Source organism: Salmonella sp. 5800 (assembly GCF_046558195.1).
Lineage (GTDB): Bacteria > Pseudomonadota > Gammaproteobacteria > Enterobacterales > Enterobacteriaceae > Salmonella > Salmonella enterica.
The window spans coordinates 1-25,986 of sequence record NZ_JBGDOX010000012.1; the positions used below are offsets into that span (position 1 = coordinate 1).

Annotated in this window: 22 protein-coding genes and 2 pseudogenes; 8 read left to right on the forward strand and 16 right to left on the reverse strand. The window is 50.2% G+C overall.

Annotation, left to right across the window (positions count from 1 at the left end; all coding sequences use genetic code 11):
• Positions 1–368: 368 nt before the first annotated feature.
• Complete coding sequence (gene mobB, locus ACLJZ5_RS18945) at positions 369–884, reverse strand: molybdopterin-guanine dinucleotide biosynthesis protein MobB (RefSeq protein ID WP_010989085.1); 516 nt, start codon at positions 882–884, stop codon at positions 369–371.
• Entirely contained in the window at positions 881–1,465 is a 585-nt protein-coding gene (gene mobA, locus ACLJZ5_RS18950; protein WP_024798125.1) for a molybdenum cofactor guanylyltransferase MobA, read from the reverse strand. Before mobA ends, mobB begins: the two co-directional genes overlap by 4 nt.
• 69 nt (positions 1,466–1,534) lie before the next feature.
• On the opposite strand from mobA, the gene ACLJZ5_RS18955 reads away from it, so the two are divergent.
• The 3 genes from ACLJZ5_RS18955 (at position 1,535) to dsbA (ending at position 3,507) form a co-directional block, all read left to right on the forward strand.
• Positions 1,535–1,804 (forward strand): YihD family protein, encoded by a 270-nt coding sequence (locus ACLJZ5_RS18955; RefSeq protein ID WP_000649858.1) that lies wholly within the window; start codon positions 1,535–1,537, stop codon positions 1,802–1,804.
• 76 nt (positions 1,805–1,880) lie between these two features.
• Complete coding sequence (locus ACLJZ5_RS18960; RefSeq protein WP_000999260.1) at positions 1,881–2,867, forward strand: serine/threonine protein kinase; 987 nt, start codon at positions 1,881–1,883, stop codon at positions 2,865–2,867.
• A 16-nt stretch (positions 2,868–2,883) separates the two neighbouring features.
• Complete coding sequence (dsbA, locus tag ACLJZ5_RS18965) at positions 2,884–3,507, forward strand: thiol:disulfide interchange protein DsbA (RefSeq protein ID WP_000725364.1); 624 nt, start codon at positions 2,884–2,886, stop codon at positions 3,505–3,507.
• Between the two features lie 12 nt (positions 3,508–3,519).
• Here the strand turns inward: dsbA and ACLJZ5_RS18970 are convergent, their stop codons facing one another.
• Positions 3,520–4,428, reverse strand: a complete 909-nt coding sequence (locus tag ACLJZ5_RS18970; protein ID WP_000196900.1) for an acyltransferase — start codon at positions 4,426–4,428, stop codon at positions 3,520–3,522.
• A gap of 387 nt (positions 4,429–4,815) precedes the next feature.
• Between ACLJZ5_RS18970 and polA the strand changes: the two genes are divergently transcribed.
• Positions 4,816–7,602 carry a DNA polymerase I gene (gene polA, locus ACLJZ5_RS18975; protein ID WP_024798126.1) on the forward strand — a complete coding sequence of 929 codons (2,787 nt, stop codon included), beginning with the start codon at positions 4,816–4,818 and terminating at the stop codon, positions 7,600–7,602.
• 334 nt (positions 7,603–7,936) lie between these two features.
• On the opposite strand, the gene yihA is transcribed toward polA, so the two are convergent.
• Positions 7,937–8,569 (reverse strand): ribosome biogenesis GTP-binding protein YihA/YsxC, encoded by a 633-nt coding sequence (gene yihA, locus ACLJZ5_RS18980; RefSeq protein WP_000183331.1) that lies wholly within the window; start codon positions 8,567–8,569, stop codon positions 7,937–7,939.
• Between the two features lie 239 nt (positions 8,570–8,808).
• Here yihA and ACLJZ5_RS18985 point away from each other — a divergent pair, with 239 nt between their 5' ends.
• From ACLJZ5_RS18985 to hemN, 3 genes are all read left to right on the forward strand, one after another.
• Positions 8,809–9,033 (forward strand): hypothetical protein, encoded by a 225-nt coding sequence (locus ACLJZ5_RS18985; protein WP_001541209.1) that lies wholly within the window; start codon positions 8,809–8,811, stop codon positions 9,031–9,033.
• Positions 9,034–9,151: 118 nt separating this feature from the next.
• Positions 9,152–9,667: a Der GTPase-activating protein YihI gene (gene yihI / locus ACLJZ5_RS18990; protein WP_000743292.1), complete on the forward strand. Its 516-nt coding sequence runs from the start codon at positions 9,152–9,154 to the stop codon at positions 9,665–9,667.
• A 188-nt stretch (positions 9,668–9,855) separates the two neighbouring features.
• Entirely contained in the window at positions 9,856–11,229 is a 1,374-nt protein-coding gene (hemN, locus tag ACLJZ5_RS18995) for an oxygen-independent coproporphyrinogen III oxidase (protein ID WP_024798127.1), read from the forward strand.
• A gap of 89 nt (positions 11,230–11,318) precedes the next feature.
• Here hemN and ACLJZ5_RS19000 read toward each other — a convergent pair whose 3' ends face one another.
• The 4 genes from ACLJZ5_RS19000 to glnA form a co-directional block, all read right to left on the reverse strand.
• Positions 11,319–11,429 carry a YshB family small membrane protein gene (locus ACLJZ5_RS19000; protein WP_001578131.1) on the reverse strand — a complete coding sequence of 37 codons (111 nt, stop codon included), beginning with the start codon at positions 11,427–11,429 and terminating at the stop codon, positions 11,319–11,321.
• Between the two features lie 112 nt (positions 11,430–11,541).
• The gene (gene glnG, locus ACLJZ5_RS19005; protein ID WP_001188782.1) at positions 11,542–12,951 is read right to left on the reverse strand and encodes a nitrogen regulation protein NR(I); all 1,410 of its coding nucleotides are present in this window, start codon (positions 12,949–12,951) and stop codon (positions 11,542–11,544) included.
• Between the two features lie 8 nt (positions 12,952–12,959).
• The gene (glnL, locus tag ACLJZ5_RS19010; RefSeq protein ID WP_000146189.1) at positions 12,960–14,009 is read right to left on the reverse strand and encodes a nitrogen regulation protein NR(II); all 1,050 of its coding nucleotides are present in this window, start codon (positions 14,007–14,009) and stop codon (positions 12,960–12,962) included.
• Between the two features lie 274 nt (positions 14,010–14,283).
• On the reverse strand, positions 14,284–15,693 hold the full coding sequence (gene glnA / locus ACLJZ5_RS19015) for a glutamate--ammonia ligase (protein WP_001271699.1): 1,410 nt from the start codon (positions 15,691–15,693) through the stop codon (positions 14,284–14,286).
• A 375-nt stretch (positions 15,694–16,068) separates the two neighbouring features.
• On the opposite strand from glnA, the gene typA reads away from it, so the two are divergent.
• Entirely contained in the window at positions 16,069–17,892 is a 1,824-nt protein-coding gene (gene typA / locus ACLJZ5_RS19020; protein WP_000572060.1) for a ribosome-dependent GTPase TypA, read from the forward strand.
• A 54-nt stretch (positions 17,893–17,946) separates the two neighbouring features.
• Here the strand turns inward: typA and ACLJZ5_RS19025 are convergent.
• The 8 genes and pseudogenes from ACLJZ5_RS19025 to ACLJZ5_RS19060 form a co-directional block, all read right to left on the reverse strand.
• Positions 17,947–18,018: pseudogene (locus ACLJZ5_RS19025) on the reverse strand (hypothetical protein); the annotation flags it as partial.
• Positions 18,019–18,126 (reverse strand): annotated as a pseudogene (locus ACLJZ5_RS19030) (cytoplasmic protein); the annotation flags it as partial.
• A gap of 156 nt (positions 18,127–18,282) precedes the next feature.
• Entirely contained in the window at positions 18,283–18,975 is a 693-nt protein-coding gene (gene ompL, locus ACLJZ5_RS19035) for a porin OmpL (protein ID WP_000838828.1), read from the reverse strand.
• 67 nt (positions 18,976–19,042) lie between these two features.
• Positions 19,043–20,461, reverse strand: a complete 1,419-nt coding sequence (locus tag ACLJZ5_RS19040) for an MFS transporter (RefSeq protein WP_001112785.1) — start codon at positions 20,459–20,461, stop codon at positions 19,043–19,045.
• 45 nt (positions 20,462–20,506) lie between these two features.
• Positions 20,507–21,889 carry an MFS transporter gene (locus ACLJZ5_RS19045; protein WP_000084233.1) on the reverse strand — a complete coding sequence of 461 codons (1,383 nt, stop codon included), beginning with the start codon at positions 21,887–21,889 and terminating at the stop codon, positions 20,507–20,509.
• 45 nt (positions 21,890–21,934) lie between these two features.
• On the reverse strand, positions 21,935–23,971 hold the full coding sequence (locus ACLJZ5_RS19050) for an alpha-glucosidase (protein ID WP_024798128.1): 2,037 nt from the start codon (positions 23,969–23,971) through the stop codon (positions 21,935–21,937).
• Between the two features lie 123 nt (positions 23,972–24,094).
• Positions 24,095–24,970, reverse strand: a complete 876-nt coding sequence (locus ACLJZ5_RS19055; RefSeq protein WP_000345334.1) for a sulfite exporter TauE/SafE family protein — start codon at positions 24,968–24,970, stop codon at positions 24,095–24,097.
• An 88-nt stretch (positions 24,971–25,058) separates the two neighbouring features.
• A complete protein-coding gene (locus ACLJZ5_RS19060; protein WP_049826038.1) occupies positions 25,059–25,946 on the reverse strand; it encodes an aldose-1-epimerase in 888 nt (295 codons plus the stop codon).
• Positions 25,947–25,986 lie beyond the last annotated feature (40 nt).

The window sequence follows — 25,986 nt, forward strand, 5'->3', positions numbered from 1 at the left end:
AGTGAAACGCCGTAGCGCCGATGGTAGTGTGGGGTCTCCCCATGCGAGAGTAGGGAACTGCCAGGCATCAAATAAAACGAAGGGCCCTGTCGGAAGACAGGGCCTTTTGTTTTATCTGTGGTCTGTCGGTGAGCACTCTCCTGAGGAGGACAAATCCGCCGGGAGCGGATTTGAACGTTGCGCAGCAACGGCCCGGAGGGTGGCGGGCAGGACGCCCGCCATAAACTGCCAGGCATCAATTTAGTGAAGAAGCCCATCCAGACGGACGGGCTTTTTTGCGTGTGTGGTAACTGTAAAAATGTAGGCCTGATAAGCGCAGCGCCATCAGGCAACCGGCACCGCCGGATGGCAGCTTCGCCTTATCCGGCCTACAAGGAACGTGCTTTCTCTAACCACCGCAAAATGAAGGCAGAAATCTGCGATACATCATTAAGATCCAAAACGGGTACCGCTACGGCAAGTGGAATATCACTGGCAACCGCAATAACATGCTCATCAAGAATTAATTCTTCCTCGCTGTGCCCACATCCCTGGCGAAAAAGTAAGATCTTCGCAACTGCTTCGTGTTTAAACCCTTCTACCAGCACCATATCCAGTTTTGATGCATCCATCCGACTCACCAGCCATGCCAGATCCAACTCTTCTTGCCCCGGCGTTTCAGTCATTAACGCCCAGCGCTGCTGACTGGCAACCAGCGTCTGTGCCGCCCCGGCCTTACGTAATTCGTAGCTATCTTTACCCGGTTTATCGACATCCATATCATGATGGGTATGCTTAATCAACCCTGGCCGAATACCGTGCGCACAAAGTGCTGGGATCAGTTTTTTCAGCAGTGTTGTTTTTCCCGTGCCGCTCCATGCGGCAATGGCGAGTAGCGGTATCATGGTCTCTTTTGCCATTGCGCGAGTTCCTCCGGCGTGTTGACGTTCACAAATGCCTCCTTACAATCGCTGAAATCAACGGCGTGTCCGCCTACCTGGCGCATAAAAATCATTACCCGCCGCTCGCCTGCTTGCAAATAATCTGTCAACTGGGGCTCAACGGCACGATTAATCAACGCGATCGTTGGATGATCGCGTTCTCCATCATGAACCCAAACCACGGGTGCGCCATGACGCTGCGCTGCTAAACGATCGACCAGGTTGTGGGGGATACAGGGATTATCACAGGGGCAAAACAGAAACCAGTCGCCTGCTACCTGCTGAAAAACGGAAAGCATACCCGCCAGCGGACCGGGAAAGTCAGCGATTGAATCCGGAATGACTTTCAGGCCGCTGGCCTGGTAGATATCCAGATGGCGATTAGCACTAATGACGACCGTAGTAAGTTGTGGCGCGAGCGCGTCGGCAACGTGTCGCCAGAGCGGTTTCCCGCCCAGTTCAAGCAGACCTTTATCCGCACCTCCCATCCGCCGGGCTTTACCGCCTGCCAGCACCACGCCGGTTATTACTTCATCCAGATTCACCGATATCGCCTCTTTTATTGTGGGATTGACCCTGCTACCGTGTCTGTATCAAGAATAAGGAGCACAGCTATGAAATGTAAACGCCTGAATGAAGTCATTGAACTCCTCCAGCCAGCCTGGCAGAAAGAGCCTGATCTTAATCTGACGCAATTTTTGCAGAAACTGGCGAAAGAGTCAGGTTTTGACGGCAAACTGGAAGATTTAACTGATGATATCCTGATCTACCATCTGAAAATGCGTGATTCCGCCAAAGACGCCGCCATTCCAGGGATTCAAAAAGACTATGAAGAGGACTTTAAAACGGCGCTTTTACGCGCCCGCGGCGTTATTAAAGAGTAAAACCTTGTAAGCGGCGCCACCGAAATCGTCACGAAATGATATCCTGAATCATTCGTAGTATTTTCCGGATGATGGGATGAACGACAACGCTTTTACTTTCCAGACGCTACACCCGGAAACCATCATGGATGCGCTGTTTGAACAGGGGATCAGGGTGGATTCCGGGCTGACTCCACTAAACAGTTATGAAAACCGCGTCTATCAGTTTCAGGATGAAGACCGTCGACGTTTTGTCGTTAAGTTTTATCGTCCTGAACGCTGGTCTGTTGATCAAATTCGGGAAGAACACCAATTCGCGCTTGAACTGGTGAAGGATGAGGTTCCGGTTGCTGCTCCGCTCGCGTTTAATGGCCAGACACTGTTAGCGCATCAGGGCTATCATTATGCCATTTTCCCCAGCGTAGGCGGTCGTCAGTTTGAAGCAGATAATATCGATCAGATGGAGGCGGTAGGGCGTTATCTTGGTCGATTGCATCAGACGGGGCGAAAACGTCCTTTCACTTTCCGGCCTGACATTGGGCTTGCAGAGTATCTTTTTGAACCTCGCCAGGTATTCGAAGATGCCGCACTGATTCCCTCCGGGCAAAAAGCGGCTTTCCTGAAAGCCACTGATACTCTACTGTCTGCAGTTACCGAATGCTGGCGCCCCGATTTCGCCACGCTGCGATTGCACGGCGATTGTCATGCCGGCAACATTCTATGGCGTGATGGACCGCTGTTTGTCGATTTAGATGATGCCCGTAACGGCCCGGCGATACAGGATTTATGGATGCTGCTGAATGGCGACAAAGCCGAACAGCGAATGCAGCTTGAAACCATTATTGAAGCTTATGAAGAAGTTAGTGAGTTCGATACGGCTGAAATTGGTCTCATTGAACCTTTACGCGCCATGCGTTTAGTTTATTATCTTGCCTGGTTGATTCGTCGTTGGGGCGATCCTGCGTTTCCAAAAAACTTTCCCTGGTTAACAGGGGAAGATTACTGGCAGCGACAGACAACGACTTTTATTGAGCAGACTAAAATTTTGCACGAACCCCCTTTACAATTAACGCCAATGTATTAATCGGAGAGAGTTGATCATGAAAAAGATTTGGCTGGCGCTGGCTGGTATGGTTTTAGCTTTTAGCGCCTCGGCAGCACAGATCAGCGACGGTAAACAGTATATCACGCTGGATAAACCGGTCGCTGGCGAACCCCAGGTACTGGAGTTTTTCTCCTTCTACTGCCCACATTGTTATCAGTTTGAAGAAGTGCTTCATGTGTCTGACAATGTGAAGAAAAAGCTGCCGGAAGGCACCAAAATGACCAAGTACCACGTTGAGTTCCTGGGGCCGTTGGGCAAGGAGCTCACCCAGGCATGGGCGGTGGCGATGGCGTTGGGTGTAGAAGATAAAGTCACGGTCCCGCTGTTTGAAGCCGTACAGAAAACCCAGACAGTACAATCTGCCGCGGATATCCGTAAAGTGTTCGTTGATGCGGGCGTCAAAGGCGAAGATTACGATGCGGCATGGAACAGCTTCGTGGTGAAATCACTGGTTGCGCAACAGGAGAAAGCCGCGGCTGACCTGCAACTGCAGGGCGTTCCGGCGATGTTCGTCAATGGCAAATACCAGATTAACCCACAAGGCATGGATACCAGCAGCATGGATGTTTTTGTTCAGCAGTATGCTGATACTGTGAAATATTTGGTTGATAAAAAATAAAAAGAACGCCGGTCACTGACCGGCGTTTTTATAAGATGTTTTAATCTCTTCTATCTGTATATCTTTCTTATCCCACAGCGTATTAAGCCAACGTTGAAAACGGCGTTTGAATGTTTTGTCGTTCACGTAATCGCCGTGCAGTTCTTCATTTATGGGTTCCAGTTGCACCCGAACAATAATACGCGTCAGCCTACCGCTTAGCATATCGTAGAAGGGGTGACGATCGTTGTTTGGGTAACACAACGTAATATTAAGCAGCTTATCGAACTGTGAGCCTAAAACATTAATCGCCATTGCAATACCGGCTGCTTTTGGCGGCAACAGATGTTGATAAGGTGAATGCGTTTGCTGACGTTTCTCATGCGTAAATCGCGAGCCTTCAACAAAGTTAACGATAGTGGTGGGATACCGACGAAACTTTTCGCAAGAGCGACGAGTTGTTTCAACATCTTTGCCGCGTCGATCGGGGTGTCGGAGCAGGTAGCTACGGGAGTAGCGCTTCATAAACGGCATATCTAATGCCCAGCACGCCAGGCCGATGAACGGCACCCAGGCCAATTGCTGTTTAAGAAAGTACTTATTCATTGGGATATGCTTGCGGAACAGAACGCAAAGCACAACGATATCGGCCCAGCTGCGATGATTACAAATCAGTAAATACCAATTTTTCTTGCTCAGCCCTTCTAACCCTTCTACATCCCATTGCAAGTGCGGATTAAGGCGTAACAGCGCTGCAAGACCAGCACACCAGCAATACATCATGAAATTGCAGAAAATGGAGACCTTGCGCCAGATACCGGGAACAGGCAAAAGGAGCTTTACCATACCGGCAACGATGATCGGTACTGAGCAAACAATAGTGACCAGGATGGTCAATACGATACTCAATGGGAGCGTGATAGCCGCGAGTATTCTCGTCATAATAAATTATTCAAAAGTTAGCCATAAACGGTGCGCGAAAAGGGCGCAAGGGGCTGATTCTATCAGAAAACGATGCTAATGATGGCGCTGAGTGAAATAGAAACACTCGTAACAACTATCCACATTATGATAACGGCATGAATCAGATAATCAGAAAAACGTGATGTTAACAACTCATTGAAAATAATGGGTAATTATTAAGATGAGAAGGCTATCGCGCTGATTTTAAAGTAATGGTAAGAATTTACACACAAAGTTATCCACAGGTTGTTTTGCGAGCGATCCTGAAGATCGACAAAACTTTTCCGCAAATGCGGCGAAAAACTCAAGTTTTCCTCCTGTATGTGGCATCCTTTAACCATAATCTGTTAAACAGGCACGGACATTATGGTTCAGATCCCAGAAAACCCACTTATTCTCGTAGATGGCTCATCCTATCTCTATCGCGCCTATCATGCGTTTCCGCCGTTAACCAACAGCGCGGGAGAACCTACGGGCGCAATGTATGGTGTCCTCAACATGTTGCGCAGCCTGATCATGCAGTATCAGCCGACGCATGCTGCGGTGGTGTTTGACGCCAAAGGAAAAACCTTCCGTGATGAGCTCTTTGAACACTACAAATCGCATCGTCCTCCGATGCCGGATGATCTGCGTGCGCAAATAGAGCCGTTACATGCCATGGTTAAAGCCATGGGGTTACCTCTGCTGGCGGTCTCTGGCGTAGAAGCGGATGACGTTATCGGTACACTGGCGCGAGAAGCGGAGAAGGTGGGGCGTCCGGTATTAATCAGCACCGGCGATAAAGATATGGCACAGTTGGTGACGCCGAATATTACGCTGATCAACACCATGACTAACACCATCCTCGGCCCGGATGAAGTCGTTAATAAGTACGGCGTGCCGCCTGAGCTGATTATCGACTTTCTGGCGCTGATGGGGGACTCCTCGGATAATATTCCGGGCGTACCAGGCGTGGGTGAGAAGACGGCGCAAGCCTTGCTTCAGGGATTGGGCGGCCTGGATACGCTGTACGCCGAGCCGGAAAAAATTGCCGGTCTCACTTTCCGCGGCGCCAAAACGATGGCCGCTAAATTAGCGCAGAATAAAGACGTAGCGTACCTGTCTTATAAACTCGCCACCATTAAAACGGATGTTGAACTGGAGCTGACCTGCGAACAGCTTGAAGTGCAGCAGCCGATTGCGGATGAACTGCTGGGCCTGTTTAAAAAATATGAGTTTAAGCGCTGGACGGCAGACGTTGAGTCAGGCAAGTGGCTACAGGCAAAGGGCGCGAAACCGGCGGCCAAACCGCAGGAAACGGTCGTTATTGATGAATCGCCCAGCGAACCGGCAGCGGCGCTCTCTTATGAAAATTATGTCACGATTCTGGACGACGTTACGCTGGAAAGCTGGATTGAAAAGCTGAAAAAAGCGCCAGTTTTTGCTTTCGACACGGAGACCGACAGCCTGGATAATATCGCCGCCAACCTGGTGGGCCTCTCGTTTGCCATCGAACCTGGCGTTGCCGCGTATGTACCTGTCGCGCATGATTATCTGGACGCTCCGGATCAAATCTCCCGCCAGCGTGCTCTGGAACTGCTGAAGCCGCTGCTGGAAGATGAAAAAGTGCGCAAAGTGGGGCAAAACCTCAAGTACGATCGCGGCGTCTTGCAAAATTACGGTATTGAGCTGCGCGGTATCGCCTTCGATACCATGCTTGAGTCTTACATTCTGAACAGCGTCGCCGGACGCCATGATATGGACAGCTTGTCCGATCGTTGGCTGAAGCACAAAACTATCACCTTTGAAGACATTGCCGGTAAAGGTAAAAACCAGCTCACCTTTAACCAGATCGCACTGGAGGAAGCGGGGCGCTATGCGGCAGAAGATGCGGATGTCACGTTACAGTTGCATCTCAAAATGTGGCCTGAGCTCCAGCAGCACAAAGGCCCGCTGAATGTTTTCGAAAACATCGAAATGCCGCTGGTGCCGGTACTGTCACGCGTTGAGCGCAATGGCGTAAAAATCGATCCTGCCGTCCTGCACAAACATTCGGAAGAAATCACACTACGTCTGGCGGAACTGGAAAAGAAAGCGCATGACATTGCGGGCGAAGCGTTCAACCTGTCCTCGACGAAGCAGTTGCAGACTATCCTGTTTGAAAAGCAGGGTATTAAGCCGTTGAAGAAAACGCCTGGCGGCGCGCCGTCAACGTCGGAAGAGGTGCTGGAAGAGCTGGCGCTGGACTATCCGCTGCCGAAAGTGATTTTGGAGTATCGTGGTCTGGCGAAGCTAAAATCCACCTATACCGATAAGCTGCCGCTGATGATTAACCCGAAAACCGGGCGCGTCCATACGTCCTATCATCAGGCGGTAACGGCGACGGGACGTTTATCGTCCACCGATCCGAACCTGCAAAATATTCCGGTGCGCAATGAAGAAGGCCGTCGCATTCGTCAGGCATTTATTGCGCCTGAGGATTATCTCATCGTGTCTGCGGACTATTCACAGATTGAGCTGCGTATTATGGCGCATCTTTCCCGGGATAAAGGACTGCTCACGGCGTTCGCCGAAGGGAAGGATATTCACCGCGCAACGGCGGCGGAAGTCTTTGGCTTGCCGCTGGATAGCGTGACCGGGGAACAGCGCCGAAGTGCGAAAGCCATTAACTTTGGCCTGATTTACGGGATGAGCGCCTTCGGTCTTTCTCGCCAGCTTAATATTCCGCGTAAAGAGGCGCGGAAGTATATGGATCTCTACTTCGAACGCTACCCTGGCGTGCTGGAATATATGGAGCGCACCCGCGCTCAGGCAAAAGAACAAGGCTATGTGGAAACGCTGGAGGGACGCCGCCTTTACCTGCCGGATATTAAATCCAGCAACGCGGCGCGGCGCGCGGGGGCGGAACGCGCGGCGATCAATGCTCCCATGCAAGGAACGGCTGCCGATATCATCAAGCGCGCCATGATTGCCGTCGATGCCTGGCTACAGGCCGAGCAGCCGCGCGTGCGGATGATTATGCAGGTACACGATGAATTAGTGTTCGAGGTGCATAAAGACGACTTAGATGCGGTAGCAAAACGTATCCATCAGTTGATGGAAAACTGCACGCGTATTGATGTGCCGTTGCTGGTAGAAGTCGGTAGCGGGGAAAATTGGGATCAAGCGCACTAAGCATTTAAGGAATAACGCGCTTTTTTCGTAATTAAGCAACATAAGCACGGGGGTTTTGTGATGGGTATTAGAATTCCCTATGTAAAGAATGAAAAAAAATTACGAAAAGGTCTTTCTGTGTTGCTCAAAAAAGAGTAAAGTTATTCACGTAGGGTACAGAGGTAAGATGTTCTATCTTTCAGACCTTTTACTTCACGTAATCGGATTTGGCTGAATATTTTAGCCGCCCCAGTCAGTTTATGACTGGGGCGTTTTTTATTGTGCGCAAGAAAAGTTTCGCTCACACCGTAGGCCGGATAAGACGCGCAGCGGCGCCATCCGGCATAGCGGGTGATTATTCCCCGTCCTGAATCTCTTCGACCGGTGCCAGTTCACTAAACCAGCTATCCAGCTTCTGACGTAACTTATCCACGCCCTGCTTTTTCAGCGAGGAAAACGCTTCTACCTGCACATCGCCATTAAAAGCCAGCACGGCTTCACGTACCATATTCAACTGCGCCTTGCGCGCGCCGCTGGCCAGTTTGTCCGCTTTGGTCAGTAGAACCAGAACCTGGATATTGCTCTCTACAGCCCACTGGATCATCTGTTGGTCGAGGTCTTTCAACGGATGGCGGATATCCATTAAAACGACTAAGCCCTGTAGGCTTTGACGTTTCTCCAGATATTCCCCCAGCGCGCGTTGCCACTTGCGTTTCATCTCTTCCGGGACTTCCGCATAGCCATAGCCCGGCAGGTCGACCAACCGTTTGCCCTCTACGACTTCAAACAGGTTAATCAATTGGGTACGGCCCGGCGTTTTAGAGGTGCGCGCCAGGCTTTTTTGGTTGGTCAACGTGTTCAGGGCGCTGGATTTGCCTGCATTGGAACGGCCAGCAAAAGCCACTTCAATTCCGCAATCGGAAGGTAAATGGCGAATATCAGGCGCACTCATCACAAAATGCGTCTGTTGATAATTCAGGTTAGTCAAAGCGGTCGTCTCCGTCAGTCAAAGCATTGTGGCGATTATACCTGAACGCCAGCAAAAGACGGATTTTTCGGCGCGGCGGTGCTGTAAGTAAAAGCCATACGCTTTGTGAGACATTGACCATTGCACTTATGCGACATGACAGAGTCGTTGTCTGGCTCAAAGCCAGTTAATATAGTTAAATCATGAATTTATAGAAAGGTAATTGTCTGAAAAAAAGGGATTTGCCGTGTCGGTATCTTGTGAGTTTACCCCAAAAGAGTAAAGTAATGCACATAGCGAGGACGCTAACAGGATCAACGACTCAGGATGAGGGTCAGGAGCGCCAGGAGGCGAAGACACAGGATTGTCAGGAAGACAAACGTCCGGAGACGTTAGTAAAAGGAAATGGAAACAACATGGAATGTTCCAGGCTAAGGGAAAAACAGGGCGTGTTGATAGCCAACAGGGATGGTGGAACCCGTTAAGGGTCGTGAGTCAAGAAAAAAGGCGGCAGAGTAATCTGTCGCCTTTTTTCTTTGCTTGCTTTCTGCTAGATTCCGCCTCAATTCTATACTGAATAAAACGGCTTAAAGATCTGACATCATGAAAAAACCAACCTCTGCACCGCGCAGTAAAGCCTTTGGCAAACAGCGTCGTAAAACGCGTGAAGAGTTAAACCAGGAGGCGCGCGACCGTAAACGCCTGAAAAAACATCGCGGTCATGCGCCGGGAAGTCGCGCGGCGGGCGGCAATTCCGCTTCGGGCGGCGGCAATCAGAATCAACAAAAAGATCCACGTATTGGCAGTAAAACACCTGTTCCATTGGGCGTGACTGAAAAAGTGACCCAACAGCATAAACCGAAAAGTGAGAAACCTATGCTTTCACCGCAGGCGGAGTTGGATTTACTGGAAACGGATGAGCGCCTGGATGCGCTGTTAGAACGTCTGGAAGCGGGCGAAACCCTGAGTGCGGAAGATCAAGCCTGGGTAGATGCCAAACTGGATCGTATTGATGAACTGATGCAGAAGCTTGGTCTGTCTTACGATGACGACGAAGAAGACGACGAAGAGGACGAGAAGCAGGAAGATATGATGCGCCTGCTAAGAGGCGGCAACTAACGGGTTTACACCGTGGGCTTGCCCGTCCTGCTTATAACCCTTCCGGTTATATGTTATCTGGTGTGGTTATTCGTTAAACTACAGCGATTGTCGCGGCGACAGAAATGGCTGCGCAGCCGGCTTGCCGCCCGTCATGGCGTGAAGCCGGTACGCCGTACTCGCCAGAGACGCCATCGGAAGGAGTGAGCATGTCTGAACAGCAAATAGACTGGGATCTGGCCCTGATCCAGAAATATAACTATTCCGGGCCACGATATACCTCGTACCCAACCGCGCTGGAGTTTTCTGAAGACTTCGAGGACGCCGCATTCTTGCAGGCTGTGGCGCGTTATCCTGAACGTCCGCTCTCGCTGTATGTGCATATCCCGTTTTGTCACAAGTTGTGTTATTTCTGCGGCTGCAACAAGATTGTCACCCGCCAACAGCATAAAGCTGACCAGTATCTTGACGCGCTTGAGCAGGAAATTCGCTATCGCGCGCCGCTGTTTGCAGACCGTCATGTCAGCCAGCTTCACTGGGGCGGCGGTACGCCTACTTACCTGAATAAAGCGCAAATCAGCCGCTTAATGACGCTGTTGCGTGAAAATTTCCACTTTAATACCGACGCGGAAATCTCGATCGAAGTCGATCCCCGTGAAATTGAGCTGGATGTGCTCGATCATTTACGTGCGGAAGGTTTTAACCGCCTGAGTATGGGCGTGCAGGACTTTAATAAAGAGGTGCAGCGCCTGGTTAACCGCGAGCAGGATGAAGAATTCATCTTTGCGCTGCTTAATCACGCCCGCGATATCGGCTTTACCTCGACCAATATCGACTTGATCTACGGTCTACCGAAACAGACGCCGGAAAGCTTCGCTTTCACGCTGAAGCGTGTGACGGAACTGAACCCCGATCGTTTGAGCGTCTTTAACTATGCGCATCTGCCAACGCTTTTTGCCGCCCAGCGTAAAATTAAAGATGCCGATTTACCCAGCGCGCAGCAGAAACTGGATATTTTGCAGGAGACCATCGTATCGCTTACTCAGGCTGGTTATCAGTTTATCGGGATGGACCATTTTGCCCGTCCGGACGACGAACTGGCCGTCGCGCAGCGCGAAGGCGTGCTGCACCGTAATTTTCAGGGCTATACGACCCAGGGCGATACCGATCTGCTGGGGATGGGGGTTTCTGCTATCAGCATGATTGGCGATGGCTACATGCAGAACCAGAAAGAGCTGAAGCGTTATTACCAGCAAGTGGATGAGCGGGGCAATGCGCTATGGCGTGGTATTACGCTGACCCGTGATGATTGCATTCGTCGTGATGTTATCAAGGCGCTGATTTGTAACTTCCGCCTGGATTTTAACGCTGTCGAACAGCAGTGGGGTTTGCATTTCGCTGAGTATTTTGCCGAAGATTTGCAGTTACTGTCGCCGCTGGCGAAAGATGGGCTGGTGGATATTAGCGAGAAGGGAATTCAGGTGACGGCGAAAGGTCGTTTGCTGATCCGCAATATCTGCATGTGCTTTGACGCGTATCTGCGCCAGAAAGCGCGGATGCAGCAGTTCTCGCGCGTCATTTAGCCGGGTTGCCCGGTGGCGCTGCGCTTACCGGGCCTACACGTTGCGACAACCTGTAGGCCGGATAAGCATTAGCGCCATCCGGCACACTGTCAGCTGAACAGTCCTACCAGCGCGGCACACAACACGGCGGCTAGCGCAGTTTGTGGCGTGTGGCTGTCGACCGCTCCACTCGATACCAGATTAATAATAGATTCTAACATAATGAATCCCCCCGTTTGCCGGGCATGATCATACTGAACTCATCGGAACAGTAAAGCGCAAAATAGCAGCGTTTTGCGCTCAATTATTAATCTTTACACTCGCGGGTAATGTTTACTCCATTCCCAGCTCTTTCAACTTCCGCGTTAGGGTGTTTCGCCCCCAACCGAGCAGCCTGGCGGCTTCCTGTTTATGACCCTGCGTATGGCGTAACGCCGTGGTCAGTAGCGTTCTTTCCAGTTCTGGCTGCGCTTCAGAAAGCAGGTTTTGATGACCGGATCGCAAGGCGCGGTCCGCCCATTGCGCCAGTAATGTCGCCCAGCTATCCGGCGGCAGGTGAGACGGGCTATCCGGCGCCGAGGCTTCAAACAGTTCGCCTGGTAAATCCTGGATCAATACCTCCTGTCCGGCGGCCATGACGGTGAGCCAGCGGCAGGTATTTTCTAACTGACGCACGTTACCAGGCCATGCCAGGCGTGTTAACGCCGTTTCGGTTTCTGGATGTAATAATTTGGCTTCCACGCCTAATTCACGGGCGGCGACCTGCAAAAAATGGCGCGCCAGGCGCGGAATATCCTCACGGCGTTCACGCAACGGCGGAAGATGGATACGAATCACGTTCAGGCGGTGGAACAGGTCTTCGCGGAATTTCCCTTCCTGAACGCGTCGTTCGAGGTTCTGGTGGGTGGCGGCGATAATGCGCACATCCACTTTTACCGGCGCGTACCCGCCCACGCGGTAGAACTGTCCGTCAGCCAGCACGCGTAACAGACGAGTCTGGACATCCAGCGGCATATCGCCAATTTCGTCCAGAAACAGCGTGCCGCCGTCAGCCTGCTCGAAACGGCCCTGCCGGATGGTATTCGCCCCGGTAAAAGCGCCTTTCTCATGGCCAAACAGTTCGGATTCAATCAAATCTTTCGGGATGGCCGCCATATTGAGTGCGATAAACGGCGCTTTGGCGCGTGGGCTATGGCGGTGAAGCGCATGGGCGACCAGTTCTTTCCCGGTTCCTGATTCGCCGTTAATCAGCACGCTAATCGAAGAACGCGACAGCCGACCAATAATGCGAAACACATCCTGCATGGCGGGCGCTTCGCCTATCATGTCTGTTGTCGGGCCGTTAACCTCGATATTACGCGGCTGCTGCTGCTCCTGATAGTGGCTAATCGCGCGCTCGACCAGAGCGACGGCTTCATCAATATCAAACGGTTTAGGCAGATAATCAAACGCCCCCTGCTGATAGGCGCTCACGGCGGCATCTAAATCGGAATGCGCGGTCATAATGATGACCGGAAGCATCGGGTGACGCTGTTTAATCTGCTTTAATAGCGCCAGCCCGTCCATTCCCGGCATTCGGATATCCGACAGCAAGACGTCCGGCGTTTTACTGGCCAGCGCAGCCAGTACTTCATTACCATTCTCAAAGGTGGTACAGGTCAACCCTGCCCCGGCGAGAGCACGCTCAAGCACCCAACGGATGGAACTATCATCATCGACGACCCAGACTATTCCTCGTTGCATAAACACCTCTATTTCCGAATCGGCAGGTAAACCGAAAACTCGGTATGCCCCGGCCAACTGGTAAATTCAATTTTGCCGGCGTGTTGATCGATAAGATTGCGGGCGATAGATAACCCAAGCCCGGTGCCGCCTTCGCGACCGCTGACCATCGGGTAGAACAGCGTATCCTGTAAATGGGGAGGAATGCCCGGCCCATTGTCTTCAACGTCTATACGCGCCGCCAGGCGATAGCGTTCGCCATGCAGCGTTAACTGGAAGGCGGTACGGGTACGCAGCGTAATTTCGCCGCCATCCGGCCCCAGCGCCTGCAAGGCATTGCGGACAATATTCAGCAGTACTTGCTCAATTTGTTCCGGATCGTGCGGCAGTTCTGGCAGACTGGGGTCGTAATCGCGGATAAGCCGGACATTATCCGGCAGTTCCATCGACACCAGCGCCACCACGCGCTCCGCGACTTTATGTATGCTCTCGGTAATGTGCATTCCCGGGTGCTGCGGCCCCAGCAAACGATCGACAAGGTTGCGTAGCCTGTCGGCCTGTTCAATGATGACTTTGGTATATTCCATTAGCGCCGGGTCGGGCAGCGCCTTGCTGAGTAGCTGCGCCGCGCCGCGCAGGCCGCCGAGCGGATTTTTGATTTCGTGCGCCAGACCGCGCACCAGATCGCGGGCGGCGATTTGCTGCGCGTGCTGCAACTGCTCCTGACTCAGACGACGCTGGTTATCCATCGGCGCCATTTCGAGCAGTATAAAATCGTCGGGCAGACGTTGGGCGGTCAAAGAGAGAATATGCGAGCGACTATCAATCACCAGCGTCACTTCGTTATCGGTAAAGCCTTGCCCTGCCGCTAAACTTTCGCGCATCAGGTCAATGTTTAACGAAAAATAGCTCAACAGTTCAGGTAACGGCGTCCCGAACAGTTTGCGTGAGCTTTGCGCGAGCAACTGCTGCGCGGCAGGGTTGGCGTAATGGATTGCCAGCGCGTCGTCGACCACCAGCACGCTGTTGATTAACGAATTGAGGATCTGCCCAGCATCGGGCTGTATGCCGCTTGCCATTCAGCAGTCTCCTGGAAAAGGTTGCACCATTTTAGTGCATTATAGCTTTTTACCACTAAAAAGCGCGTGAGATCAGATTGTTGGTGGAGAAAAAAGCCCATCCTGGGATGGGCTGAAAGTTTCCACGGCAACTCAAAAACTCCTGACGCCTTTCACGCTGCTGCTGCGTTGGCTGCCTTCGCTTACCCCGGTCACATCGCTATCTATGCTCCTGGGGATGTGCTCAGTTGCCGCCTTGCAGCAACGCGAAATTCGTCGGATTTTTAATATACGATTAAACGCTGTAGTACAGCTCAAACTCTACCGGGTGCGGGGTCATACGCACGCGGTCATCTTCTTCGCGACGCAGCGCAATATACGCATCGATCGCTTCATCAGTGAACACGCCGCCTGCTTTCAGGAACTCGCGGTCCAGGTCCAGCGCGTTCAGCGCTTCTTCCAGAGAACCCGCTACCTGTGGGATCTCTTTCGCTTCTTCCGGCGGCAGGTCATACAGGTTTTTGTCCATGGCTTCGCCCGGGTGAATCTTATTCTTAATCCCGTCCAGACCGGCCATCAGCAGGGCGGCAAAGCACAGATACGGGTTAGCCGCCGGGTCCGGGAAGCGAACTTCGATACGGCGCGCTTTCGGAGACGCCACCACCGGAATACGGATGGAGGCGGAACGGTTACGGGCGGAGTAGGCCAGCATCACCGGCGCTTCGTAACCCGGGACCAGACGCTTGTAGGAGTTGGTGGTCGGGTTCGCCAGGGCGTTGATGGCTTTGGCGTGTTTGATGACGCCGCCGATGTAGTACAGCGCTTGTTCAGACAGGCCGGCATATTTGTCGCCAGAGAACAGGTTGGTGCCGTTCTTCGCCAGCGACATGTGGCAGTGCATACCGGAACCGTTATCGCCGAACATCGGTTTTGGCATAAAGGTCGCGGTCTTACCGAAGCGGTGAGCCACGTTATGTACGACATATTTGTAAATCTGAATTTCGTCGGCTTTTTTGGTCATGGTGTTAAAGCGGGTCGCCACTTCGTTCTGACCTGCGGTCGCTACTTCGTGGTGGTGCGCTTCAACGACCAGGCCCATCTGCTCCATGACCAGACACATTTCAGAACGGATATCCTGCGCGGAGTCGACTGGCGGAACCGGGAAATAACCGCCTTTCACGCCCGGACGATGGCCTTTGTTGCCGCCTTCGTACTTGGTAGAGGAGTTCCAGGCGCCTTCAATATCGTCAATCGCAACATGTGAGCCGGAGATAGATGCGCCGAAGCGGATGTCGTCGAACAGGAAGAATTCAGGTTCCGGCCCAAACAGGACGGTATCGGCGATACCGGTCGCGCGCAGGTAGTCTTCCGCACGTTTTGCGATGGAACGTGGGTCACGGTCATAACCTTGCAGAGTGCCAGGCTCCAGGATGTCGCAACGGATAATCAGGGTAGAGTCCGCGAAGAACGGGTCAATCACTGCGGTGGATGCGTCTGGCATCAGCACCATGTCGGATTCGTTAATGCCTTTCCAGCCGCCGATAGAGGAGCCGTCAAACATTTTGCCTTCTTCAAAGAATTCGGCATTTACCTGATGAGCAGGAATCGTGACGTGCTGTTCTTTGCCTTTGGTATCGGTGAAGCGCAGATCGACAAACTTCACTTCGTGCTCGTTCAGCATCGTCAAAACGTGTTCAGCGGACATACTTGTACTCTCCCGGATTGGTCATGGTCGGTCGTCGTGGTAACGAGATCTTCAATTCTGCTGGCCGTGTCGCCGTAAAAATATAAAGCGAAATCTGTGCCAACTTTCACATTGCCCCCAAAAGGCGTTATCATGCGTACCATCGTGCAAAAGGGCTGCACCACGGTGACTATGTTGCACCAAAATAGTGCTTTAATGTGAACATTGAGCACCACATTGGTGCAATAGAACGCAAGCCACCCTTTTAACGCTCCGTGAAAGCGATCACAAAGAGACTCTGCAATACTTGTTTGCGGAGGATGTTTGTGATCCTGTTTTGTAGTGCGATTAATCCGTGTACAATAACGCGCTATTTCTAATGCCTGAGGCAAAGTTGTGATCGAAAATTTGCGTAACATCGCCATCATCGCGCACGTTGACCATGGTAAAACTACCCTGGTTGATAAGCTGCTCCAGCAATCCGGTACGTTCGACGCGCGTGCCGAAACTCAAGAGCGAGTGATGGACTCCAACGATTTGGAGAAAGAGCGTGGTATTACTATCCTCGCTAAAAACACCGCTATTAAATGGAATGATTACCGTATCAACATCGTTGATACTCCCGGGCACGCTGACTTCGGTGGTGAAGTAGAGCGCGTCATGTCCATGGTTGACTCTGTGCTGCTGGTGGTTGACGCATTTGACGGCCCGATGCCGCAAACGCGCTTCGTGACCAAAAAAGCCTTTGCTCATGGCCTGAAACCTATTGTGGTTATCAACAAGGTTGACCGTCCTGGCGCGCGCCCTGACTGGGTTGTTGACCAGGTATTCGACCTGTTTGTTAACCTCGACGCGACCGACGAACAGCTGGACTTCCCGATCATCTACGCTTCGGCGCTGAACGGTATCGCGGGTCTGGACCACGAAGATATGGCGGAAGACATGACCCCGCTGTATCAGGCGATCATTGATCATGTTCCGGCGCCGGACGTTGACCTCGATGGTCCGTTGCAGATGCAGATCTCCCAGCTGGACTACAACAACTACGTTGGCGTTATCGGCATCGGCCGTATCAAACGCGGCAAAGTGAAGCCGAACCAGCAGGTCACTATCATCGATAGTGAAGGGAAAACCCGTAACGCGAAAGTAGGTAAAGTGCTGACGCATCTGGGTCTGGAGCGTATCGACAGCGATATCGCCGAAGCGGGCGATATCATTGCGATCACCGGTCTGGGCGAGCTGAACATTTCCGACACCATCTGCGACCCGCAGAACGTTGAAGCGCTGCCGGCGCTGTCCGTTGATGAGCCGACCGTGTCTATGTTCTTCTGCGTTAACACCTCGCCGTTCTGCGGTAAAGAAGGTAAGTTTGTGACTTCTCGTCAGATTCTTGACCGTCTGAACAAAGAGCTGGTGCATAACGTGGCGCTGCGCGTTGAAGAAACCGAAGATGCGGATGCGTTCCGTGTATCCGGTCGTGGCGAACTGCACCTGTCCGTGCTGATTGAAAATATGCGTCGTGAAGGTTTCGAACTGGCGGTTTCCCGTCCGAAAGTTATCTTCCGTGAAATCGACGGTCGTAAACAAGAGCCGTACGAAAACGTGACGCTGGACGTCGAAGAGCAGCACCAGGGGTCTGTCATGCAGGCGCTGGGCGAGCGTAAAGGCGACCTGAAAAACATGAATCCGGACGGTAAAGGCCGCGTACGTCTCGACTACGTGATCCCAAGCCGTGGGCTGATTGGTTTCCGTTCAGAATTCATGACCATGACTTCCGGTACGGGTCTGCTGTACTCCACCTTCAGCCATTACGACGATATTCGTCCGGGTGAAGTGGGCCAGCGTCAGAACGGCGTACTGATCTCCAACGGTCAGGGTAAAGCGGTGGCGTTTGCGCTGTTCGGTTTGCAGGATCGCGGTAAGCTGTTCCTGGGTCACGGCGCGGAAGTTTACGAAGGCCAGATTATTGGTATTCACAGTCGCTCCAACGACCTGACGGTAAACTGCCTGACCGGTAAGAAACTGACCAACATGCGTGCGTCCGGTACGGATGAAGCGGTGATTCTGGTTCCGCCAATTAAAATGAGCCTTGAGCAAGCGCTGGAGTTCATTGATGACGACGAACTGGTAGAAGTTACCCCAACCTCTATCCGTATCCGTAAACGTCACCTGACGGAAAACGATCGCCGCCGTGCGAACCGTGGTCAGAAAGAAGAGTAATTAACGCTCTTACGGATAAAAACCCTGCCGAAATGAAAACTCGGCGGGGTTTTTTTATTCACATTGATAAAGAGATAAGGTCGTCAAAAAATCAGCAATCGCTGGCGTATTATGCCGACCAATGACAATGGTCAGTGAGCGAAGCTTTGGCAGATCTTCATCGGTTAAAATCAAATTAATGAGCTGTTCCTGGGTTAATTCATTGTCCCAATCAATATTAAATCGCTTATTTATTTGTTTCCCTTCTCTATAAGCATGAATATGGTAAAACGCTTTGTGAATATTATCATGGCGCTTAGGGGCGGGATATCGGGAGTCTGATTCAGGATGAGTGAGCGGGCAGAACAACTACCCGCTGTGATGCAGATTCGGAAAATAGAGGCGATAATATCAGAAGAAATACTTCGCCCCGATACGAATCTGGTTTTGCTCTCTATGGTAGGGGCCCACGTTACGATCTAACCAGCGTAATTCAAAATAGGGCAACCAGTGTTCATTGATACGATAACGGAAGGTATTGGTGATTTCCCAATGATGCTTCGTACCATTACTACTATTAAAATCATTAACGTTATAAAAATAGTGTGGTTCAAAGGTATAAGAAAATTTATCGGTAATGATAAAATTCCAATAGTTACCGATTTCATAGCTGTCATTATTATCCAGTTCGCCATTCAAATCGGTTGAACTATAATTATTGTGATTATATCGGTTACGTACCGTAAGATTAAACCACGGGGTAAATTTATAGTTAACATCCAGATAGACGGCGCCGCCGGAACCAATGCTTTTGTCGTTTATTAACCCGCCAGGCTGGATGGTTAATTTATCTGTAGGTTTAAATAATGGATACCAGCCCTCAATCTCATTATAACCGTGCTTTAATTCATCATCACGCTGTAGCGTATAGGTATTGGTCAACATAATTCCGGCCCCCATATCGGAGTTATAGCCGACGCGCAGCATAAACTCCATTTGGTCAGACGCCAGGTTATAGGCCTCACGGTTTTCTACATAAGCGCCAGCAAAAACAGAGGTGGATATTACTGAAGTTAATATCACTAGAGTATTCAGAGATTTCATAATAAATCCATTTTTCAAATATAGGGAAGCCGCCATCCATCGGGATGGATAAAGCGGCAAGCGTCGTTTAATTATTTACAGTAGAAATACTTTGTTTATTATTAGTCGCGACAATTTGATTACCTGTTTTCTTTCGTTGGGCAATTTCCTCGATAATAAAAGCGAAACGTTGTTCATTGAGCTTATAAAAAAAGCCCATCGTTAGTGCTGCGATAATGGCAAGACCGCAAGGCCATAAAAAAATGAGCTGACGCAAACCAAGCAACGTGGTGTCACTTTGAGCTATGTTGGGGATATAACCGATTTGCGTCAGCATAATACCTGGCAAAAAGCCAGCAAGCGCAGCGGAAATTTTGCGGGAAAAGGTATAACCCGTATACACCGAGCCTTCAGCGCGAATACCCGTTTTCCATTCACCGTAGTCAACCGTATCCGGAACCAGCGCCCAGTTCAGGCTGTTGACGAAAGCAGTACCGAAGAAGGCGATACAAGAGAAAATGACAAAATAAAAGGAGTTATAACCCCAAAAATAATTTAAAACATCGCCCGCGGCCCATAAAAGCATACCTGCTAAATACACGCGTTTCTTGCCAAAGCATTTTACGGTCCAGGGAACTAACAAAACACCAATAATTACACAGCCCATACTAAAAAAACCCATCCAGGATAATAGGTTAATGTCATTTAGTACATATTGGGTATAATAAACCTGAATAGCGAGCTTGATATTAAATGCTGCTAGTGTACACAAATTTGCAATGCATAGAACTAATAGTGGTGGGTTGTGAAAAATTGCACAAAATGATTTGATGATGCTTGCCTTATGTCCCGGCGATGGGGGCTCAATGTAATGTTCTTTGGTTCCTTTATAACATAACATAATAAAAATGAAACCAAAGATAGAGAAAGTTAAGGCTGCATAACCATAACCAATGGTAGTTGTAGAGAATAAAGATTGAAGTGGAATAAAAGCAACCGTACAGATTAATAATCCTATTGTTGCCCCTCCCTGCCGAAAAGCTGCCAGTTGTGCGCGTTCATTTGGATTTTTTGTTATTGCTGGGATCATAGCGCCATATGAACAGTTCATTAGACTGTAAAACAGTCCGAATAACATAAATAGACCGGTAGCAATAGCGGTCTTTATCGGCAGACTAAATGTTGTAGCAATAAACTGAACTGTCGCAATAATTGCTGATGGTACTGCTGCATACAGAATGAAAGGTCTAAATTTCCCTCTGATTCCAATGTTTTTTTGAGAATCGAGAAGAAATCCGGTTAGCATATCTGTAAATGCAGTAAAGAATTTTGCTATGAGGAAAATAACCCCGCCATAATATGCAGGCATTCCTAGCTCATCTGTGTAAAACTTGAGCAAATATAATGTGCCAATGCTTAGCATTAGATTAGAGCCAATATCACCCGCACCGTAAGCGAGTTTTTCTCTCAAGCTTAGTTTTAGCGTTAGCGGATCATGGTCAGGCATAACCACTCCTTACAACGCCCCGAAGGGCATCAGTCATTATTATTGTTAAGCAGTACGTTTACGTGCTTCTATTTCCTCAACGATACGTATGTACATTTTCTCGTTAAGGTTGTAAAAACAGCCCATTGTAATCATGGCCAACACTGCGAGGGCACAAGGATATATGAAGATCAACTGACGTAATCCTTCAACAGTGCTGGTTGATTGCACCACGTTGGGTATGTAGCCAATTTGAGTAAGCATCCATCCGGGAAAAAATCCAGCCAACGCTTGGGACATTTTGCGAAAGAAGGTGAGCCCGGTATAGACCGTCCCTTCGGAACGAACACCTGTACGCCATTCACCATATTCCACTGTGTCCGAGACTAGCGCCCAGTTCAGGCTGTTGACGAATGCTGAACCAAAGAATGCCAGACAGGAGAAGGCCACGAAGCTCACCGAACTGTCGCCGAAGCTGTAGTTAAGCAAATCACCCACGGCCCAAATTAGCAGTCCGCCGATATAGACTTTTTTCTTACCAAAACGGCGTACAGCGGTAGGCATTAAAAATACGCCGATGAAGATACAACCCATACTGAAGAATCCCATATAGGACAACAGAATCGGATCGTTCAGCACGTACTGGGTGTAGTAGACCTGAATCGCCAGTTTGACATTAAATGCCGCAAGGGTGCAAAGGTTGGCGACGCACAGAATAAACAACGGGCGGTTACCGGCGATGGCGCGAAAGGATTGCAAAATTCCTGCTTTTTGTGCGGAATCAGCCTGTTTGACCTCGACATAACGCTCTTTGACACCCGCATAGCAAAGCCACATAAATAGCAGCCCGCATAACGAGAAAAGAGCAGCGGTTACGCCATATTGCAATTGTTGATTGCCTTCAATCAAATTCATTACTGGTACAAAAGCAACGGTGCCAATGAGAAGGCCTAAGGTGGATCCGCCCTGGCGCCAGGCTGCCAGCGAGGCACGTTCATTTGGATTTTTGGTTATAGCTGGCACCATCGCGCCATAAGAGCAGTTCATTAGGCTGTAGCATAATCCATACAGCATAAACAGCAGCGTTGCGACGACCGTTTTGCCCGTAATTTCTAACGGTGTTCCTATAAAGTTGGCTGTAGCCAACAGTGCTACTGGGAATGAGCCATACAGAACGAACGGGCGAAATTTACCTTTCGGTCCTATTTTTCGCCGCGAGTCGAGCACAATACCAGTGCCCATATCGGCAAATGCGGTAAAGAATTTAGCGATTAAGAAAATAATCCCACCATAGGTTCCCGGAAGACCGAGGACATCTGTGTAGAATTTCAACAAATAGAGTGTGCCAATATCCAGCAGAATATTGGAACCCAGATCGCCTATGCCATAAGCTATTTTTTCTTTAAGCGGCAGGCGTAGCGTTGCCGGATCAGCAGAGGTCTGACTCATTATTTTTCTCCATCTGCCCGCAGGTTTCCCTGCGGGCGAGCCGTATTAGATATTCCGTAAAGAAGCAAAAAGTGAAGCCCACTCGCTCTTTGCGCGATAGAAGACCGGCGGCTTGCCAATGGGCGCATCCACGGTAATGTCACCGCCGTGGTGAACTTCGCCGGTCCAGATATTCACCCAGTGATCTTCCGGCAGGTACAGCGTCCAGTCGCAACGCCCCTGCTCGTGAACCGGCGCGACCAGCAGATCCTGACCGAGCAGATATTGATATTTCAGGGTGTAGGTTGTGGCATCGTTCTCGTAGTGCAGGAATAGCGGACGCATGACCGGCAGACCGGTAGCCGCGTTTTGCGCCACCGCCTGCTTGAGATACGGTTTCAGCGTGGTAAAGACGGTGGTCATGCGGGCAAAGTGGGCAATAGTTTCCGCGTCGCCGTCAAACTGCCAGTTATCGCCGGGGCGGTTGCCTTCATGGGTGCGCATCATCGGCGTAAAGGCGCTGAAATCGCACCAGCGCAGCAGCAACTCTTTGCTGCGTTTCATGTCAAACAGGGTGGTGTAGCCGCCGATATCGCTGTGATGCAGACCATGGCCGGTCATCGCCAGCGACAATGCCGCAGGCACTACAGAGGCCAGACCATCATCAAGGCTCCAGTCAACGTTCTGGTCGCCTGCCCACATCATGGTGGAATATTTCTGACTGCCGGTGTAACCCGCACGCATAAAGAACAGGATCTCGCCGAGTTTGCCGGTCTCCTGTAGCGCTTCGTAGTTACATTTCGCCCACAGCGCAGGCCAGGCGTTATGCATGATCTCGGCGCTGACGCCGTTGTGCAGATACGTGTCGGTCGGCAGATATTCGCCGAAATCCGCCATCCAGCCGCTGCAGCCGAGCGCGATCATGTTCTTTTTGATGACGTCTTTGAACCAGTCGTAAGCTTCAGGATTGGTCAGATCGACCACGCCGCCATAGAATTCGCCAAACTCGACCAGATAGTCGCCGCCCGTGGCGTCTTTCGCCAGATAGCCGTGTTTCGCCGCCTCAGCGCAGAGGTCTTTATCACTGGCGACGTATGGGTTGATATAAGAGAGGAACTGTACGCCTTCTTCTTTCCACTGTTTGATCCGGCTATCCAGCTGTGGATAGTTGTCGCTATTCCACTTCCAGTTCCACATCACGCGCTTGCCAAAGGAGGTCATGCGGATACCGGACCAGTCCTGCGCCCAAATACCGTTCACTTTTACGCCTGCGTTGCGCATGGTATCCAGTTTTTGCTGGCAAACTTCCGTACCGCCCTGAATGCCTAGCGTGACGCCGTTGTAAACCCAGTCCGGCAGCTCCGGCTGGCGGCCTAACAGCGCAGTCAGTTTTTCCAGCAGGGCGATGTAGGTGGCGGCACACTCAAAACGCAGCGTAGTTTTATCTTCCCACAGCGCCAGTTCGTGATACTCCGGCGCGCTGAAGTCGAAATTCATATAGCAGCTATTATCGACGTGGCAGTAATACTTCTGCGTGCTGACAAAGGTCGGTTGCGGGAAGAAGGTCCAGTAATAGTCGCCGCCGGCATTCTCTTTACAGTCTGCCTGCCAGGTGACATAGCTGGTTTTATTACGGCCAACGCCCTGTTCGCTGGTCCACAGCGGGAACGGCTTGCCGCGCAAATCGAAATAAGAGAACTGTTCGCCGCAGCCGTAGATATGGTCGTCTGGATTAGCCGCGAGGCGTAACCAGATACGGTTATGGTGCAGGTCGTCGTTTTGCAGATCCAACGTCAGGCGTCCCGCCTCATCGGCGGAGATGCGAAGGGTGGCGCTAATTGTTGCGCCACGGCTGAATTGTACCAGCCAGCCGTCGGGTAGCTCGCTGACCGTGGCCTCTGTTAATGCAATCTTCTCGTTAAGTTTGTCTTTGATGCTGAAGTTGCCGCGGAACATATCAATGTCGGCAACGCCCTCGCCAATCCACAGACAGGGGTTTTCGGCGCTGTGGCGTAAAATCAGGCGCTGGTGGTACGTCAGCGTAAAGCCCTCAATGTTCTTTTCTATCAGGACAGAGGATAAATGCTTACTTTGCGTGCTCATAAAATATTCTCCATGAAATTGAGGAACGCGAGCATACTGATTGTTTATGATTCGTTATTATTCATTAGCCTTAAATAGTTATGCGCTACTCTTGAAGTAGCGCCTGAACAAAGCAAGCACTTATTATTTGCTGGCATCCACTTTACGAATCTCAGCAATTTTTTTGCCTAAAAGTATTTGTAATATTGCCAACAGTACAAATGGTGGTAGAAGCGCAGTAGCCGCTGAAACACCTAATGCACCTTTTATTAACATTGCACCCGAAGCAATTAATAATAAAAATACTAAAACGCGGAATACTTTTACCGAAATACGCTTATGAACATATTGCCCGACTAAGGAACCGAGTATCATGGTAGGGATACAGAAAATAACCAGTTTAAATGTTGAAATTGTTAATATTCCACTGGTTGCCAGGCCGCCGACAACTGCAATATTGTTTGCCGTAAAGAATGCATTCAGCGTACCGCGAAAAGCGGCTGGGCCAAGGTTACGTAGCATTCCATACATCACAACTGGCGGTCCATTTGTGGAAAAGGCCGCTCCTAGCGCCCCAGCTATCGCCCCTAACGGTGCAGCAATCCAACGTCTGTCATAGATGGGTAGACGGGGAATAAACATACTGTAGAATGAGTAGAGAATAAGAAAACCACCCAATCCTATTTTCATTATGTGATCAGGTAGATAGGAAAGTGCATATAAACCTACCGGAATGCCAAGAAAAGAGAAGCCGATAAGAACGGCAGCCGATCGCCAGTCCGTTTCTTTACGAGATAACCATGTGGCATAAATGGCGGTCGCTGTTCCGACAATAACAGAAAGTGGTGTTGCCATTTTTACAGGTAGCATTAGGGTTATGAGCGGCATGGTAGTCAATCCACCACCAAAGCCAGCACATATTCCTACGAATGTATAAAGAAACATTAAGGCGATAACGGTGTATATAACACCAGGTTCCAACATCACGCCATCAGGTGTAAATAAATTAAAGAAATCCATTATAATTCCTTCATTATCAAATTCTAAAATATTACTTTGACTGTTTTAAGTCAGGGTAATAGGTATCCTGCACAAATAAATACATGAACTATATGCATTCACCACAAATATTAAAAAACAATATATGCTGTTGTTTTGGTTTAAGTAATAGTAAGTCGATCCCAGAATTAAAGGCATTCGGCGGACAACTCATCGGTTCGATAGCTAATCCCCGGCGATTCAACTTTTCGCCACTATAGACCTGAAGCCACGGTTGATCGGAACATAAACTAACAGCCAGTTCGTGTTGATGGTTAATAATTTTCGCCTCCCATCGCTCGCTGTAAGTTTTGAAAGTATGATCAATCCGTTTATCACCAATTTTTTGTTGGATGGAATAGTCCAGATTCAGCTCATCGACGCGTAGTAACGTTGATGAGTTAGACTGTGTATCGAAAGCAAAAACCTCTTTTGCAGGAAGTTGCAGCGTATAATCATCAACAGGTGCTAAGTCACAGGTTAAATAGGGGTGAACACCGACGCCATAAGGTGCTGGTTTATCGCCGATATTTTGGCTAATTATTTCAACGGACAGCCCTGTTGTTGCGTCCAGTGAGTAAATAACCTGCGAAATCAATGCGAATGGGTAGCCATAGCTTGGCGGTAAAAATATGGAGAACGAGGCTTTTGTGGCTGTTAATTCATCAACTTGCCAGTCTCTCCATGCAAGCAAGCCGTGAATAGCGGCGTTAGAGCCATGTTCATTAATCGGCAACTGATACTCATGCCCATCATGCTGATAGATACCATTGGCAATACGATTTGGCCAAGGGATTAATACCTTACCAAGATGAGCAAGAGGCATCTCTTCTGGTTTATGAGGTATAACCAGATGCTTGCCCTGCCAGGTTAATTCGGCAAGACCGGCACCCACTGAAACTATTTGCGCCCGGTAATCACCTGCAGCGAGTAATATCGTATTCCCACCACTATGCATACATATCACCTTAATATTAGATACCCTTACTAAACAACGG